This window comes from Oceanobacillus sp. FSL W7-1293 (assembly GCF_037969815.1).
Classification (GTDB): domain Bacteria; phylum Bacillota; class Bacilli; order Bacillales; family Amphibacillaceae; genus Oceanobacillus; species Oceanobacillus oncorhynchi.
Genome location: NZ_CP150212.1, coordinates 1742283 through 1759983, shown reverse-complemented (window position 1 = coordinate 1759983; position 17701 = coordinate 1742283). Strand labels below are relative to the sequence as shown.

Sequence of the window (17701 nt, the reverse complement as noted above, 5' to 3'; positions counted from 1 at the left end):
TCATTATCATACTTGCATTTTGGTTAAATATCCGGCCACTTTGGAATTGGTGATGGTGCATAGCTCCTGCAACCAACCACTCCGCTTTCCGACGTACAAATGTTTTCGATGGGACGAGTAATCGCAGTCCCAGGACGTACTAGTGCAGACGTTGCAACAAATGTTTTCGATGGGGTGAGTAATCGCAACCCCAGGACGTTGCGGTCATAGTCTGCCATGGGGACGGCTTCAGCTAACTTGAAAAGAAAACCGCTTTTCAAGTGGATCTTCAGCTCGCCCTGTTCCCATAGGAGTCTGCGTGGTTAGCCTGCGCTCTGATAGGATTCTACAGCGAATGAAAGAAATAACATTTTAATGAGCTGGGCGTAATATCAGCTTTCGTCTGAACAACCCAATCATGACAGTATGGATATGAAATACAGGGAATCGCTTCGATGCACAGAAAGTAATCTTGGAGGAACATTTTACCATGCAGCATGAAAAATACCTTTATTCCATTGTACATGAGACCTGCTGTTCTTGCTAAAACACAGCTTAAATTATTTGTAAGATGTTATTCCTTCAAAAGAAAAAAGCTGGCGAAACGTTTTTTCCAGAACATTCCACCAGCTGTTAATCTATTCTTATTTAGAATTCTGTCTCTTTTACTTCTCCGGTAGTCTGATCTACCGTATACCATCCATACGTAGCGGTATGTGCTAAGTCGTCATCCTGATCAACAAGCTCATATACCTGCACCACATAGTTTCCTTCTTCATCCTGATGACTCGTAACAACCTCTAAACTATCATCGACCATATTTAAGTGTTCTTTGACTAATTTTTCAGCTGCTGCAGCATCAATCGATGAGGCATTTTCATCTGTATTCTCTTCTTCGTTCTCTTCTGATTCCGGATTCTGATTGCTCTCAGAGTTATCCATATCGGTATCTTCTGAAGTATCACGGTCACTGGTATCTGTATCGCCCTGGCCAGAATTATTTTCCTCACTGTCAGAACTTACCTGATCATTCTCTTCTTCCGCTGCATTTACTTCATTATTTGCTGTATCTTCATCTGTTGATTCATTTGTTTCTTCTGCTGCTCCACCTGCTTCTTGATCTGCAGTGTCATTATCTGTATCATTTTCCTGTTCGTTTTGATTCGTATCCGCTTCCCCATTTGAAGCATCCCCATCATTTTCTTCAACTGGAATATCCTCTGTTTCTACATCAGATACAATCCACTTCTCTTCATCCCAGGAAATAGAATAAGTAACGATAAGCAAATTATCTGTCTGTTCTTGCTCTACTTCATACACATCATCTTCTGTTTTCTTCAATTCATACGTTTCTTCTTCATCAAACCAGACAGGATCTTCGGAAGTAACTATGTAGATGGGTCCCTCTTCATTCTCTTCAAAATAAGTATCCACCATGTCTGCTGCTAAATCATCTGACATAATGGTCAAGAATTCCTCCTGAAGCTCTTCCAGAGAATTAAAATCCGTTACTTCTCTGTCTTCCGCTGCATTTTCAATCACATTTTGGAATGCTTCTTTGTAGGTTTGTAATACCTCTTCTGCTTCTTCTTCCTCTAATTCAGGGATTTCTTCTGTCTGTTCATCCGGTTCTGGCGCTGGCTCTTGAGCTTCTTCATCATTATTGCTGCAGGCTCCCAGCAATAATACGATAGCCGCAGCTACAGCCATCAGCCTAAACAATCTGCTTTTCACTATATTTTCCCCCATTTCTAATTTCTTCTTCTTTATCATACACCTTTTCCAATAAATTAGAAATATCTTCAAACAGGGAAAAGTCATGCAAGCCGCTACCTTCTTTTTTCAATCGTTAACCAGGGTCTGCCTCCGTCCCAATGTACCTGAACAGGGATTTTAAATGTTTCACTTAATAAAGCATCGGTTAAAACATCCTGCTTTTCTCCAGTCGCTACCAACTTCCCATCACGAACTAAGGCCACGTGGGAAATGGCTTCTGTAATTTCTTCAATATGATGCGTGACATAAAGCAGGTGCGTACTCGCTTTTATATCGTCCATTAATTCCAGCACTTCTTCACGCGATAAAATATCTAAGCCGGAGCAGGGTTCATCTAAAATCAGTATTTCCGGTTGGCTCATTAACGCCCGGCCAATAAGAACTCTTCTTCTTTCTCCTTGCGAAAGCACTTGATATTTTTTCCCTTTTAAGTAGTCTAATCGAAGGTCTGAAAGAATCTGATCAGCCTGCTGCCAATCCGCTTCAGATACCTCTTCATAAATACCAAAGGAAGCAAATTTACCGCTGACAATCACATTTTCAACCGGCTCCAGCTGGATTGTCTCTTGAAAACGCTCCAGCGCACTGCTTACATAGCCAATTGATTTTCGTAATTCAGATAAATCTGTTCTTCCAAAAAGCCGATCCAGCACGGTCATTTTCCCAGACGTCGGATAATTATAACCAGTAATAATATTTAAGAGCGAGGTTTTACCTGATCCATTTAAACCTAAAATGGCCCAATGCTCCCCCTCTTTAATTTGCCAATTAATATCCTGTAAAATTTCCTGATCATTTCTGCGCCATGTTATCTCATTAAAATAAACAATGTTCTCCATTTCTTATCCCCTCTATCTAATTGAAAAGTCTGTTAATTATTCCGCTAGAATACTATAAGATGTGCTGCTTTTCTAGTAAAATGCCTTTTATCATTGTAATTTTATATAACCTATTATCAAAGGAATAACGGGAATAATGCGGACAGCAAGCAATGCCTTCGTTAATCCTAGATAATCTGCCTAAATAATACTATATAAATTGAAGTAAGAAATTACACTTTATTTTTCTTATAAAAATGACGAAATAATGATTGAAAACAGTAACTAGCGGAAGAAAAACACGGAGACTCCTGTGGGAAAGCGCGGAGGGAAGACCCCGCAGAAAAAAAGCGAACTTCTTTTTTTCTACCCGCGGGGCATAAGTGCGACTTTGCTTCTGTCTGTGCCTGACGACTTGCCAATCAGCAAGTCTTCTTTAAAGGAGGCTGAGCTCAAGCCCACGGAAAGCGTAGTGTTTTTCTGTAGCGGTAGCTATTAATATTAATTACAATAACAACGAATAAATTCCCTTGCTGCTAGTTTTTCGGTTGATTCTATATCATAACAATTTTTCATTATCAGAATATCCAAATCATAGCACTAAGCCGCTGTCAGTTCAATCTTATTTATTGAATTGCAAGCAGATTGATAATTCTATGAAAAGGAGTTGATTTCATGCATTTATCCATTTCTTTGCAATGCAGCTTTATATATCATATCGCCTGCTCCAAAGACCAATAGCCGTACCTGTCAGCCAGATATATACCGAAGCATAGAGAATACGCTGAAGCAAACCGCCGGGAAGTCCGGTCAATACAGGCTGTAAGAAAAGACTGAATAAAGCTGCTGAAGTGACTGCCGTACAAATCATCGTCCACCAAAATAGACGCGGCATTTTTTTATAAATCGCAATACTGATTAAAATCATCGCTGGAATCTGCACAACCATTCCCGGGAGCGCGGTGAACGTATGCCAATTAAAGTGAATATCTGCAGGAATGATACCAGAGATACCATAGCTCACTCCAAAAATACCAAGAAAAATACTTGCCATTTTAGCAGAGCGAACCTTTGGCCATAGCGGGTACACCAAAACAGCCCCCGTCAAAATAGCTAAACCCGTTAAGAAAAACGTCCAGTTCATCAGCCAATGATAGGGTGAACAAATTGCGTAGCTTGCAAGTACATACGTATCTGTTCCACAAGCCGTTACGCCAAGGTCACTCATCGGCTGTTTCATAAAGCTATAAGGAGCTGTAGTCGCCCTGATGACAACCGCTTCAATAATAAAATAAGCACTTAAAGCAATCCAGCTGAGCAGACCAATTAGAATAGATAACCTGTTAGATTTACGTAATAAAAATATTGCCGCGACTCCTGCTATTGCAACGATTAGCATTGTTATTAAGTGAAATTCATAACGCATTTACTTCTGCCTCCTCTGCTAATTGAATATATAATCATTTGGCAAAGTTGTATTCACTAATTCATATCCCTTTCTTTCTACTTACGTTGCTTCCCCCTCTAAGGATTCATTCCATTTTGTTGGAAAGGTTTCTTATTTGAAAAGGCCACCCTTCTTTTACAAGGATGGCCTTTTCCAGCAACGTATCGTTAAAGTGAAACTTCCTTCAGTGGGTGAGTCTTCCCGCCAGTCATGCAGCGATAAATTAAACCTGCAAATACTGCCCGGTAAATGAAGCTTTGTTTTCCTTTATCATCTCCGGTGTTCCTTCAGCAATCACGTTTCCTCCTTTTGCGCCGCCTTCAGGACCTAGATCGACCACCCAGTCTGCTGCTTCGATTACCTGACTGTTGTGCTCCACCATAATCACTGTATTTCCTGCATCCACCAGCCGATTTAACAGCTTGAGCAGCTGAATCGTATCATTCGGATGCAATCCAGTGGTCGGCTCATCTAATAAATATAGTGACGTCTTTTTCCCTTGCTTCATTAACTCTTTGGCCAGCTTTAATCGTTGTCCTTCTCCTCCAGATAAAGTAGTTAAGGATTGTCCCATTTTCAAATAGCCTAAACCGATTTCTGTTAAGAGCTTTAAGATGGCTTGTATCTTTTTCTCCCCTTCAAATATAGAAAGGCATTCATGGATAGAGCTTTCTAAAATATCATTGATGGAATAACCCTGGTATTTTACTGCTAATATCTCTTGTTTAAACCTTCTCCCCTGACATTCCGGACAAACGACCTCTAAATCAGGGAAAAAGAGCATATTGGTCGTTACATAGCCAAGTCCCTGACAATTTTCACAGCGACCTCCTGCGGTATTAAAGGAGAAATGCTTTGCCGAGAGTTTCTTTTCCTTTGCTTCCGGCAGCTTCGCAAACAAGGCTCGAACGGGGGTAAATAAATCAATGTAAGTTGCTGTATTGGAACGTTTCATTCTGCTGAGCGGAGACTGGCCGACAATAATCATCTGATCAAAGACATCCAGACCAGTTATTTTTTCAAAGCCTTCGTGGATAGCATCATTCGCTTTTGCCAGCACTTCAAATAACAGCGATGACTTGCCTGAGCCTGAAACACCGGTTACTGCGGTTAAGCAGGCTGTCGGAAAGGTTACGGTCACATCCTGAAGATTATTTGCAGCAGCATGATGTATTGTTATTCCTACCTCTTTCCCTGTCCGATCATTCGTTTGCCGAGGCTTTTCTGCACGCAAATATTGCCCGGTAACTGATTTTTCCTGCTGAAGCAATTCCTGCAGTGTTCCTTGACCAACCACAGTGCCTCCAAGCTTTCCAGCCCCCGGTCCAATGTCAATAATATAATCCGCCTCCCGCATGACATCCACATCATGCTCAATCAACAGAACGGTATTCCCTAAATCACGCAAATGCTTTAAGATACTAATCAGGCCGGCTGTGTCCTTCGGGTGCAAACCGACTGTCGGCTCATCCATAATATATAATACACCGGTAAGTGCAGAATCTAAAAGTGCAGATAACCGTATACGCTGTGCCTCCCCGCCGGATAACGTAATCATTTGTCTATCCAGCGTCAGATAGCCCAGCCCTATTTTGATAATGCGGGAAAGCTTTGTTTTTATATCTTCCATAAATGTTCCGACAAGCTGATAACTTGTCTGCTCCAATGAAGCTTCTAATTTATCTATCCAAGCTGCCATTTCCTCTAAGGAGTGGACAACCAGCTGAGGAATTGTCCAGCCTTCAACAGTAACTGCTCTGCTCACTTTATTTAAACGTTCTCCATGACAATCTGGACAGGTCTGCGAGTAGAAAAAAGCATCTGCTTCAGCTGAAGAACCATCATGCTCTGCATAACGGCGCCACATCGAGGTTAATACGCCGGGGAATTTTCCTTTCTCTACTGTTTTGGGAGGCTTTACGTTTGGAAACAGCTGCTTCACCTCATCACTTTCTACACCATAGTAAAGAATAGCCTTTTGACCTTCATTAAAATCCCTGATAGCTACGTTATCCGCATCCGGAAGCTGATAATATTGAAAGGCTGCTTTTAAAACAGCAATTTGATATTCGCCATAACGTCCGGCAAAAATTGCCACAGCGCCATCTTCTAAAGAAAGCTCCTCATGAAAAACCGATGGCAGATGAATAGCTACTGTTTCTCCCAATCCTTTACAGGTCGGACAAGCTCCTTCGGTTGTATTATAAGAAAAGTGCGTCCGAGTCAGCTTTTCCATTTTTTCATTACAATTCGGGCAAAAGATATATTCTGTAAAGCTATCCGCTTCTTTTTCCACGCTTCCTTCATAAGTCATTGGATTAATGCTATATTGACAGCTTGGGCATGTTCTTTCTCCAAGCTTTTCAAAAACCATTCTCAAGCTGGTATACATATCTGTCATCGTCCCCACTGTCGAACGTGGATTCCGATTGGTGATATGCTGGTTGATACTGATTGCAGGAGATAACCCGCTGATAGTGTCAACTTTCGGCTTATTAATTCCCTGCATCCCCATTGATTCTAAATATTGACGCTGGCATTCATTGAATAAGGTGTCCAGAGCAAGCGTGCTTTTTCCAGATCCAGATGGCCCTGTTACCACTATCAGTTTGTTTTTAGGGATAGACACAGAAAGATTCTTTAGATTATTCTCCCGGGCTCCTTTTACAGTCATTACATTATGCATGTTGATATTCCTCCTCCGTGATTTTTGTTTTCTTCCTTTTTTCTGTTTGCAAGTGCAATGTTTTTTTCATGGTGACATGGTGAACGATAGTTTTAATAACTAATTGCATCTTGATATCCCTCCTTTCAAACATCTATTACCATCATATAACATTTGTGCAAGTGCAAAGTTTTACTTAAAATGATAAGCTATAATAACGTTGAACAACCAAAACCCGTCATGGGTCTATAAGGTTTTAGTCTAATCTTTGGAGGTAATCATGGAACTGCGGCCAATCGATATTGCTAAGAAACTAGATGTAGGAACAAGTGCATTACGACACTATGAAGAATGGGGCATTGTGCCAAAAGCGATTCGGAAAGCAAATGGATATCGTGTGTATACCGAGGTTCATGAAGCTTATTTTCAGTGCATTCGGGCTATGTACCCTGGTTTTGGGATGGGGACTGTCCGCAGAGTGATGCCTCTGCTGCAGGAAAATAAATATATAGAAGCATTATGGGAAGTCAACCAAGTACAGGCTGAGTTATTTGAAAGAAAACAGCAGGCATTGGATGCTGCTTCTATCTTAAGTCCAGATAACATACAGGACTTTATGAAAAAACAGCAAAAGAAATATTATTCGATTGGGGAAGTAGAAGACGAATTACATGTTGCTGCGACCACCCTCAGACATTGGGAAAAGGAAGGATTAATCGCTCCTGAAAGAAATCCGGAAAATGGCTACCGATTATATACGCGGGAGGATATGAGGAGAATATTAATCATCAAAACGGTACAATCCTCCGTTTATCTGTTGGACACCGTACGCGATATCCTGGATAAAATACAGCATCACAGTTTAACAGATGCCAGAAAAATTGTGATTGATGCGCTGGATTATATGGATTATCAAATCGAGCAGCAATTAAGAGGAGCTTATTATCTATATAGACTGATTGATTTGTTGAAGAGCAAAAATACAGCTGTTTAATCTTTTTTTCTGGGAACGCTTCGTATTTTTTAACGCTTTAACACAATGCCCATAAAAATAGAAAACAGATATTCAATTTTATGGAATATCTGTTTTCTATTTTATTCAAATTCCCAATCTAATTGCGGTTTTTTGGTAACACAATCAATATGCACATCTGCTTTATTCATTCCGCCAAAAGTATGATTAGAGCCAAAAGCAACATGGACCGTTTCATAAGCTTTTTCATCTTCTAAAATATTTCCAGTGATTCTCGCAGCATGGTTCGTGCCAATTCCAAGCTCAGCTGCCAGACGCCCATTTCCTTTTCCAAGAAGGGTTAATAGCAATTCCCCCTGTTCTCCGGTTGCTTGAACAAGTCGTCCTTTTTCAACTGTCAGAACAACAGGCCCATCTACCAATCCGATTCCTGCCATGGACCCATTTATTTCTATTTTCCCTTCAGCCAGTCCTTCTACAGGAGCAATATATGCTTCCCCAGATGGAAGGTTTCCTGATGCTGTTTTACCGCGGAATATTCCTGTGCTTGCTATTCCATCTCTGCCTTCTAGCGGAATACGGAGTTTAAGATTTTTTTCTGTTCCAGTTGTAATGGTTACTGCTTTCGCTTTTGTCAGCTTAGCGGTCATTTCGTTTGTTTCTTTTTCTACGCGCTTGTAATCTGCACTCATTGCTCCTTGAAGAATCATATCTTCCGTAATTCCTGGCATCGTAATCACACTTACCCCATGGGCATTTGCATTTTTTCTTGCAACCGTATGAGTAAGGGAATGCTTGGTCAGGCAGAATACAAGATCATATGAAAGCATCGCTTCAGAGATTGATTCCGATGGTTCTTCTCCCGATTTACTGCGGTCCGACATTATTTGTAAATTTGTATTCCAGCCATCCTGCTCCAAAGCCTCATTAAATTTCTTTCCCAGAGCTTCTGTACTATGATCTGTTACCACTAAAATTTTCGTATCTTTCTCTGCAAATACATTATTCTTCATTAATTTCGCAACGGTTTGCTGAAAAGAATTCATTTTACTGCCTTCTTTCTATGCCTTAAAAATTATAATCTATTTAAGTGTGCTTTTGCTGCATAAGCAGCGACTTTTCTTGGAAGAAATACCTTTAGTTCACTTGCATTTACTGCTCTCTTCTCATGCTCTTCATTGTAACCCATACAATCAAGGACAATCAAATCTGCTCCCCGGTTTTTTAAAGCTCTTGCAGCTCCTTCTATATTACTTTTTTCATAAGGAGAAGCTACTTCCACAAGCTTTTTTATTTCCGGATGATTCCACTTTTCAATCAACGAATCTCTTTGCTCTTCTAAAGGAATAATTAACCCCAGATTTCCTGACGGCATTACCTTGTGGACAGCTTGGTTTAACTCAACGTCTGGATAAATAATTGGCTTGGTCCCTTGTATAGTTGGAAAATCTCCTGTACAAAGCATAATAATTACTTCTGTCTGTTCTTCCAACATATCTCTTTCTTCCTGGAGCAGTGGAAGAAGTTTTGATTTTCCCATTTTCACAGAGCCTCCGTTTCTGACTCTGGATATATACGTTATGTCCGAAGCATCCGGAGCAACGGTATGAAATGAATCCACATCAAGCCGGTCCAATGCTCCTTTTTCAATGATTTCTGTTTCTGATCCAAGAATTCTCTGAATAGAAGGAGTAACATCTGTACGCGGAGCTTGTCCGATAGTTAAGACGCCAACGCTTCCTTTTACCATCTTAGGCTTTCCCCAATGTTTGCAGATGTTTCATCGATCCATAAAGTTCTTCCAAACGATTATACTCTGCTTCATCATAAAATTCGATTTGCTTCTGAGTAAATTCTTTAGCTACTTCAATTGAAAAACGGACAGCCTGTGCAACATCCACTTCATGGCTTGCTCCTGTACCGCTTCCCGGAACAGCTGTCTGCGCAGTTATTGCTACACCAATAACTGGTGCATCTGTCGCAACTGCTGGTTGGAGGATACTGTTAATATGGAAAACATCATTTCCATATGGAGTAATATCCTGTGTGGTGACCGCAAAAGTGACTGGTAATTCTCCCGTTGTCATCTCCATAATTCTTATTAAGTCATCGTTGAATTTTAAAACATATCCAGACTTCACAGTTGGTGACAATGCTATTCCGCGGTGATTAAATACTTTATTTCCTTTTGTCGTATCGATAGATAATACTGCATCCATCTCTGGGAATACTTCATATTGATTCATCGTCAAAATATCAACCGGTGATCCCATAAAATCTACAGGCTTATGTGGCTGAGTTGGTGCATTTGGACAAATATGTGTGGTGATATAAATATCTCCAGGCAGGCGATCTCCTTTTTCAGCCATCGTTGCTAGTTTCAAAGCTGTTGTAACTGCTGCAGCCGCACCATCCCCATCAGAGACAAACCCGATACGATTTGGACGTGCACCAAGTCCGCCTAATCTTCCAACAATACCTAAAGAAGGCGCTTCCCCTCCGTCTATTTTTCCATTTGTTCCTTTAATCACTATTTTAATGAAATCAGTCGAACCAGCTTCTCCATTTACTGTCTCAAAACCGGCATCGCAATAAGTCATTTCATCGAACAGTTTTACAATTTTTTCACCATTGATACTTGGATTATCTAATAATTCCATAACTTCCATTGTATATTTTAAAGACATTTTATCTTCAGCTCCTTAACGTGTTTTGTATATTCTTTTAAATAATTGATTTATTGATAATTGGCTCTACCGCTTTTAATAGCTTCTGATTGTACATGGTAGAACTTAAAAGTAAGTTCTCTTTTGGTACTGACATAACAGCTATTTTTATGCCTTCTTTAATTTCTGCACTAACTAGCGGTTTCCCCGTCTCGACATCGAAAGTCATAATTAGATCAGGAAATGTTCCTTTACGCTCTCCGTTCTTTTCTGCGGTCATATATTCGTTCCAAAAAGTAAGCTCTAAATCATCAATGCGAACATAACCAACATCAAATCCACCTGTTTTATCCAATTGAAATTCATTCACTTTACCAGAATGAATAATTCTTCCTTTTAAGTACGTCACTGCTTTTTCAATCCGTTCTGGACCCTCAGGTACAGATAAAAATTCATTACCTAGTTCAATTGCCTGTGTTATTGCTCCAACTGCTGCATTTTCCTTAATATACTGCGTATCGACTGGATTTCGGCAAACACCAACCATGCCTCCTGCTTGCACTGAGATGGAGCGGACTGCACTGGAAGTAAGGTCTAATGTACCTGTGATGGAACCAGCTGCTTCTTTATCACCTTTCCCTCCAGCAAAGGTTTGAATCGATTGATAATCCGCTACTTCGGAAAGATTCATTGACCCCATGGAACCTGTTGGATGTGCTCTCCCATTGGAAGGGGCGTCTACTACTGGCAAGCCAGTAGCAGCAGCTTGCAGCCAGCCATTAATCGTTGTTGAAGCACCATTTTCATTTGTCATTAATGCTGCAATCGGCTTGTCAAATTCCATTTTCATTCGATGAACTGTATTAACTAATTGATCGGAATCAACATACATTTCTTTAGCGGAAGGAGCTCCTACTAAGGAAACACAAGGAACAAATTCATTGTCCTGTAATTCATCGACTGTAATCAGCTCCGGATTTCCCAAAGCAAAAGCAAGGTCGGCCTTTTCTAAGCCGTCAGCGATCCAGCCGCCTCCACCTCCTCCAAGAATACATCCTCCATATACAGCACTAATTGCATCTTCTTTTGTTAACTTTTTTCTAACCATTGTCCAATCCCCCTAATTATCTTGCTTTCCATAAAGATGAAAAGAAGCTATAAATCGCATCACCGGCGATAAATCCGGCTGCCATCGTATACATTGTATTTTCTGCCTCCTGGCCTCGAAGCTTGATAATTGCTATTCGAATAATCAGTCCGGCGATAACAGCCCAGCCGGCAAGTGGGTTAACAATCAGCAAGCCCGTCGCAAATAAAACTCCCATTTGACGCTTTGGACCGCCAATAAGCTGGATAATTGCACCAGGAATGGCCCATATTAATATCATCATGCCTACATTTCCTGTCAGACCCGATTCAATTGTTGCTGCATAAACTGCATCAACAGGTGGAATGAGTCCTTGTTCAAAGAAACTCTCTGCGAATAAAAAAACAACGACAAATGCGACACCAAATCCGATAAACGCACTTTTAAGCTGTTGCTTCCTTCCAAACAATTCCTGCTCCAGAGTGGCTCCTTTTCGTAAAATAACACCTGTTTTCAAATCAAATCCCAAGTCTGCAAAAGCAGGTCCAGTCGAAGCGGTATATCCTGTTAGTAACGCAAGGGCAATCGGTGGAAATCCAATCATCATTCCGATTAATAAGAAAATCAGCGTTACTGCAAATGCAGGAAACCATCCAGAGTGCATAGCGGCAATTCCGACAATCATCTCACTGATGATAGCAGCAAGTGCAGCAAATAAAACAAATACAACAATCTGCCATACTGGCATGTCTGTCATAATTCCACCTAAAATTGCGACTACCACTGCACCTAGAGCATAAAATAGATAACCAAGTCCAAAACCAGTTTTTATATCCTTTTCTGTACGTGTATATTCATGCTCTGGAATCTGTTCATTTATTTTTCTCTGTTCTTTTCTCGATTTGACAAGGATGAAAATAAACTGTAACAGTGCTACACTTCCCGCACCAATCATCATGCCATGTGGAATATAATATGCATTTAAATCTAATCCAAATAAAGGATCAGAATATCCCATAAGTAATAAACCTATTCCAAACATGGCAAGAGCCCAAATATTACCGATAAAAGCTACACCAAAGGCTGACATCGAGATGCCAAAGTAAGAACCAATTACCCCGCCAATAATGCCCAAACTTAAATATTTGGCTTTCTTTCCACCTTCATCTCCTGCTTTGATAGCTTCTGCAGTTGCTATTCCTGATGGCCAAGCTTCATCTGAACCAAATAACTTTGTATCAAACACTTTATATAAGATTAAAGCATCGATAGCAAGAGCAATTCCTGAACCAATCAGCATAGGAATTATCAACTCAGGAACTCCCATTGCATAAGGTAATCCAATTGGAATCAATAAACTGTTTGCTGCGCCAAAGGTTGCAGCAGATATCGTTGTTTGCACCAAATTCTGGTTTTCCAATGTACGATATTTATAAAACATCTGCATCGGAATCCTCGCAATTAGCATTGCAATTAGAGCACCAATAATAGAGGTATTCGGAGTAATCCCCAGTGACGTAATTAACTGCATCCCAATAATCGCACCTAAAAACGCGATAATAATAGAGAATATAATAAATGTAGGATCAAACGTTTTATTCTTCATCTTTTTCCCTGCTTTCTATTAGCTGATAGGCTATCGCCTGCGCTTCGACTAAATCAATCACAGGAATTTTCACCCTTTTCTGTAAATAGTTCTTTAAACGTATTGTTGAAAAGCCTGTACAAGCGAATAAAATAACATCAGCACCCGATTCTATCTGCTCATGAACAAGTGTCAATAGTTCCTGTTTTGCGTTCTCTTTGAATAAATCTGTTGTTTTACTTAGTTTTGGTGAAGAAGTATAAGCGTGGAAACGACTTCCGAGCTCTTCTTTCATTCTTATTGGAGCCTCTTGGGTTATCCCAATAATTCCAACCTTACTCCCTACCATCCTGGCAGCATGTGCACCTGAGACTCCTGCACCGATTATTGGAATATCTGTTTCCAAACGAGCTTCATCTAATGCCGGATCCGCCGCACAGCTGATGGTAATTGCATCAATATCCCTTTCTTGGGATAGCTCTTTTGCCAGAGAAACAATTTTGGGTATCGCTGCTGCTTCCGATTCATTATCATATATACCATTCGGCTGCTCTCCGATACATTTTGTTTTTGAGGCAATTTGATACAACTCTTTCATTCTTGTTCCATGCTCCATCAAAATATTTTCATTATCTGTTGATAATACTCTGATAATTCCTAACATTACTTCATCTCCTTTCCGGCTATTATAAAGAGTTATAAATTATTTTAGAATGTTAAAAATGTGCAATATATTTACAATAAATTTTCACACTTTTTTCAACTGCATAGAAAGTGCACACGTTTTATCTTTCTAAAAATGACTAAAAATAAACCCATTATAGCTGTTATGAAATCAATTGAATGGCCTGGTTTCCAAAAAAACTGGAGCAATACTCAGATTCTATCAGTAGAGTCTGAGTATTGCCCCGGTTTCTTTAATTTCCACAATATTTTATTCATAACAATATTTTTTATCGTTTTATCTTTCAAGATAATTCTTTTATTTTCAAACAAAAACGCAATATAAAACCTGCTTCCGGATTACTGATATCCATATTTAACTCCTCTTCAATTTTATTAATTCGGTAATTTAAGGTACGTCTGTGGATAAATAATTTTTCAGAAGTTTTAGATATATTTCCGTTATTATCCAAATAAACGATTAGCGTATGCAGTAAATCATCATTTTCTTCCCGAAGCAAGGGAGACAGAACTGTGTCGGTATATTTTTGCACAACATCTTCTGAGGTTAAATTAATCAATATCTCATAAATTCCTAATTGGTCTTGGATATAAACATTTTCTTCCGGTTTTACCTTTTCCCCTATTTCCATCATTTTTGTAACAGAATGAATCGACTGATCGAAGTTTTGAGAATCTGATATGCAAGAACTTATTGAAATACGAATCGGTTCTGCACTGTTTCTTGCATTATATTGCACAACAATCTGCTGCCATGCCTTAACAAGCATTGAATAATTCACCTTTTCCCCATAATGAAATGCATAAAAATAATTATGTTTTTCAAAAATTAATGTCTGACCAAATTCGAATTTCTTTATTAGAACGTCCAATTCTTTCCTGATGAGACAGGAGGAATCCACCAACAAATTCGCAGGCTGGTCCGACTGTCTTATCCATGGCGCTTGAAAGTGTACAATGGTTATTCCCTTATCTTCATTCTCCTTCAAATCATTTAAAAAAGATTCCATTAACTCTATTTCATATAGTCGATTTTTTTGATAATAAATCTGGTCACTCATAAATAGTTCACTCAATTTATTACTCATTTTCTTCATAGTGACAGAATCTGTTTCGGCTAATTTTTCATCTGCATAGAGTACATGAATAATTCCAAAGATTTGATTCTTTGACGTCAAAGGAATCAGCATCCTATTTTTATATCCTTGCATTTTATAAATAATAAATGATTGATCATTGAATTCCGTTATCCATCCTTCAATGACTTTTAAATAAGAAGCAGCTTGTGGAGGAGAAAATAAAGCGTTCTTTTTCCTCCATCCATCTGTTTTAAAATAAGCAGAACGATACAAAAGTTTTCCTTCCAGATCTTCCACATAGACAGAAGCTTTCACGATTTCTGCCATATTTTCAATTGCCTGCTCCATGGAAATAAAATTTGATTCTTGTATTTGAGTAAATGGATGATGGGTTTGAATTTGCAGTTGTTTCTCTTCATATAATTTTTCATATAGAGGCATCAGAATATTGATATACGAAATATTCTTTGGAATAGATATAATCGGAAAATCTCTTCTGCTTGCCAATTCAATCATTTTTTCTGGAAGCTTATTAATAAACCTTCCAAGCTTGACTACAATCCCAGACGCACCTTTCTCAATTAAAGTACGGACAATGTCAACTTGCTTTTCTTCGTCATCCTTAATCGAATAGAAAGTAGTCATAATCAATATACCGGGTGTAACCCAATCCAGCACTTCAGGAACCTCCATTACTTCAACAGAATTAATTATATTATTTAAACCTTCATGCCCTGTAATTAGTGTTCCTTCTGATAACTCTCCAATTTTTAATGCTTCTGCAATTCTCATAAACGTACTCCTAACCGTTTCCTAATCTCATTTATAATTTTCAAAACAAATTATTGGTTCACTATCTGAAATAGGATATTACAGTATCTTACCTCTTTACATTATTTGAAGTCAAATACATCAAACACTTTTATATCACATTAATAAACAGCCATGAACCTCAATAATCCTGAGTTTATGGCTGTTAGTTTCTTATTATAGAGCTGCACTAAAAATTATCCTTTTAGACAATTCCTATACTTTTTTATAAACTTCATCAAGGGAATCCAATGATTCATTTTTAGTATAACTTTAGAAAAAACCTCTCAAACTCCTTCTTCCTCATCCGGCACATACTCTAAAATATCCCCTGGCTGACATTCCAAAGCCTCACAAATCTTTTCCAATGTAGAGAACCGAATCGCTTTTGCTTTTCCATTTTTCAGGATAGACAGATTCGCCATGGTAATACCAACCTTCTCTGTTAATTCCGTCACACTCATTTTGCGTTTTGCCAGCATCACATCAATATGAATCACTATTGCCATATCATCACCCCTCACACGGTCAAATCATTTTCTGTTTTAATTTCTAACGCATTTTTAAACAGCTTCTGTAAAAGGGAAGCAAATACAGCAACAACAAATGAAACAAACAATGGCACCATGCCAATTATAATTACACCTGGAGCATCATCCTTCTCGGCAAACAAATAAATAAACGGCATCGTCAGAATATAAATCCCAGTAATTGTTAAAGCACATTGTTTAATCCTTTTCAGAGTAAAAACAGCCTCTTCTGAAAAGGTCTGATTTTGGTCAATCAGCCTCAGTAGTTTTAAGGCTTGGTAAAGTGCCAGATAAAATGGAATCGTTGTAAAAAAAACACCAATTACAATTGGATATATGATCCATTTAACCATCGCAGAACTATCCGAAATATGGATGATAATTTGCGGAATTAAAATAACTGATAGGGCAATCATTATTAATCCCATTAAATAAATAACTGTTTTCAAAAATGTCGTTGAGCTTTTCTGCATCATAATCACCTCGTTTATATATATATAAAATACTTCTCTTAATTAACTTTTACTTCTGGCAATTCCTTGATTGCTCCCTTCCAATAATCCTTCTATCTTCGCTTGCGATTGCTTTAACATGGCTACAATCAAGAAGCTGACAATGACTAATAACAGCCAGGAGCTTACTTTTCCTAAATGTACCATACTCCATGCTTCTGCCTGATTTGGATATTCCCACGCCTGGAAGAAGGTTGCTATATTCTCGGCTATCCAAATAAAGAAGCCTATCAGGAAAAAGGAAAGGACGATGGGCATACGATAACGTTTATTGCCGACCTTATAGTCCACCCATGCTCTTAAAAATACGATAAGCACTAATGCAGACAGCCACCATCTGATGTCCAGCCAATAATGATGGGTAAAGAAATTCAAATAAATCGCAGCTGCCAGCGGTCCTGCTAAAAAGATGGATGGCCATTTTACCAGCCGAACATCTAATCTTCTCCAAGCCTGACATAAATAGCTGGCGACACTTGCATACATAAACCCGCTGTATAGCGGAACTCCAAAGATCTTCGTAAACGCTTCTTCCGGATAGACCCATGAGTCCATATTCACTTTAAAAATTTCTAAAGTCAATCCGATGATATGAAATAAGGTAATGACGACAAGCTCTTTTTTCGTTTCCAATCCGGAGGCTATCATAAAAACCTGTGCGACAAGACAGATAATCAGTAGCCAATCATATCTTGACAGGAAAGGTAAATCAATAAACTTTGTTATCGCTAAGGACGCAAAAATAATGACAGGAAAGATACAGGATAGTGCCTGTTCATAACCAAATCGTATAAGCTGTTTGATTGCTTTCATTTTTTTAATCTCCAATTTAAAATTTCATTACTAACATTGATTATAGATAACTATTTATCGAAAATCAATAAAAATATTCCATTTAGGGATAAATCTCTTCATTCACCCTGTTATAACAAGCTATTGCATCTATTCAAAATTAAATGGAATTTTCCCGACAAAAATTTTAATTAAACAGAATGCCCACTATATGTTAAAACTATATCTACCAATATGTTTTAAGTATTTTACAGACTTTTATTATTCTGTATATAATTAATCTATTAAGCATAAGTAA

The 17701-nt window shown here is 38.7% G+C and carries 15 protein-coding genes; 1 reads left to right on the top strand and 14 read right to left on the bottom strand.

The window, feature by feature from the left end:
* Positions 1-627 precede the first annotated feature (627 nt).
* The 4 genes from MKY65_RS08680 to uvrA form a co-directional block, all read right to left on the bottom strand.
* Positions 628-1713 carry a hypothetical protein gene (locus MKY65_RS08680; protein WP_339184044.1) on the bottom strand — a complete coding sequence of 362 codons (1086 nt, stop codon included), beginning with the start codon at positions 1711-1713 and terminating at the stop codon, positions 628-630.
* Between the two features lie 95 nt (positions 1714-1808).
* Positions 1809-2594 carry an ABC transporter ATP-binding protein gene (locus MKY65_RS08675; RefSeq protein ID WP_339184043.1) on the bottom strand — a complete coding sequence of 262 codons (786 nt, stop codon included), beginning with the start codon at positions 2592-2594 and terminating at the stop codon, positions 1809-1811.
* Positions 2595-3279: 685 nt separating this feature from the next.
* Entirely contained in the window at positions 3280-3999 is a 720-nt protein-coding gene (locus tag MKY65_RS08670) for a DUF998 domain-containing protein (RefSeq protein ID WP_339184041.1), read from the bottom strand.
* Positions 4000-4243: 244 nt separating this feature from the next.
* Complete coding sequence (gene uvrA, locus MKY65_RS08665; RefSeq protein ID WP_339184039.1) at positions 4244-6706, bottom strand: excinuclease ABC subunit UvrA; 2463 nt, start codon at positions 6704-6706, stop codon at positions 4244-4246.
* A 259-nt stretch (positions 6707-6965) separates the two neighbouring features.
* Here uvrA and MKY65_RS08660 point away from each other — a divergent pair, with 259 nt between their 5' ends.
* Positions 6966-7679 carry a MerR family transcriptional regulator gene (locus MKY65_RS08660; RefSeq protein WP_339184037.1) on the top strand — a complete coding sequence of 238 codons (714 nt, stop codon included), beginning with the start codon at positions 6966-6968 and terminating at the stop codon, positions 7677-7679.
* Positions 7680-7780: 101 nt separating this feature from the next.
* On the opposite strand, the gene MKY65_RS08655 is transcribed toward MKY65_RS08660, so the two are convergent.
* The 10 genes from MKY65_RS08655 to MKY65_RS08610 form a co-directional block, all read right to left on the bottom strand.
* On the bottom strand, positions 7781-8704 hold the full coding sequence (locus MKY65_RS08655; RefSeq protein ID WP_339184036.1) for an aminopeptidase: 924 nt from the start codon (positions 8702-8704) through the stop codon (positions 7781-7783).
* Between the two features lie 29 nt (positions 8705-8733).
* Entirely contained in the window at positions 8734-9408 is a 675-nt protein-coding gene (locus tag MKY65_RS08650; protein WP_339184035.1) for an AroM family protein, read from the bottom strand.
* Between the two features lies 1 nt (position 9409).
* On the bottom strand, positions 9410-10345 hold the full coding sequence (locus MKY65_RS08645; RefSeq protein ID WP_339184033.1) for a DUF1177 domain-containing protein: 936 nt from the start codon (positions 10343-10345) through the stop codon (positions 9410-9412).
* A 37-nt stretch (positions 10346-10382) separates the two neighbouring features.
* Positions 10383-11432, bottom strand: coding sequence for a DUF917 family protein (locus MKY65_RS08640; protein WP_339184032.1), 1050 nt, complete (start codon positions 11430-11432; stop codon positions 10383-10385).
* A 16-nt stretch (positions 11433-11448) separates the two neighbouring features.
* Positions 11449-13017, bottom strand: coding sequence for an OPT/YSL family transporter (locus tag MKY65_RS08635; protein WP_339184030.1), 1569 nt, complete (start codon positions 13015-13017; stop codon positions 11449-11451).
* Positions 13007-13660, bottom strand: coding sequence for an aspartate/glutamate racemase family protein (locus MKY65_RS08630; protein ID WP_339184028.1), 654 nt, complete (start codon positions 13658-13660; stop codon positions 13007-13009). The genes MKY65_RS08635 and MKY65_RS08630 overlap by 11 nt, the downstream gene beginning before the upstream one ends.
* 304 nt (positions 13661-13964) lie before the next feature.
* Complete coding sequence (locus MKY65_RS08625; protein ID WP_339184026.1) at positions 13965-15551, bottom strand: PucR family transcriptional regulator; 1587 nt, start codon at positions 15549-15551, stop codon at positions 13965-13967.
* A 305-nt stretch (positions 15552-15856) separates the two neighbouring features.
* Positions 15857-16078 carry a helix-turn-helix transcriptional regulator gene (locus MKY65_RS08620; protein ID WP_042533305.1) on the bottom strand — a complete coding sequence of 74 codons (222 nt, stop codon included), beginning with the start codon at positions 16076-16078 and terminating at the stop codon, positions 15857-15859.
* A gap of 11 nt (positions 16079-16089) precedes the next feature.
* The gene (locus MKY65_RS08615) at positions 16090-16572 is read right to left on the bottom strand and encodes a DUF2975 domain-containing protein (protein WP_339185168.1); all 483 of its coding nucleotides are present in this window, start codon (positions 16570-16572) and stop codon (positions 16090-16092) included.
* A 42-nt stretch (positions 16573-16614) separates the two neighbouring features.
* On the bottom strand, positions 16615-17424 hold the full coding sequence (locus tag MKY65_RS08610; RefSeq protein WP_339184025.1) for a DUF817 domain-containing protein: 810 nt from the start codon (positions 17422-17424) through the stop codon (positions 16615-16617).
* Positions 17425-17701: the final 277 nt, after the last annotated feature.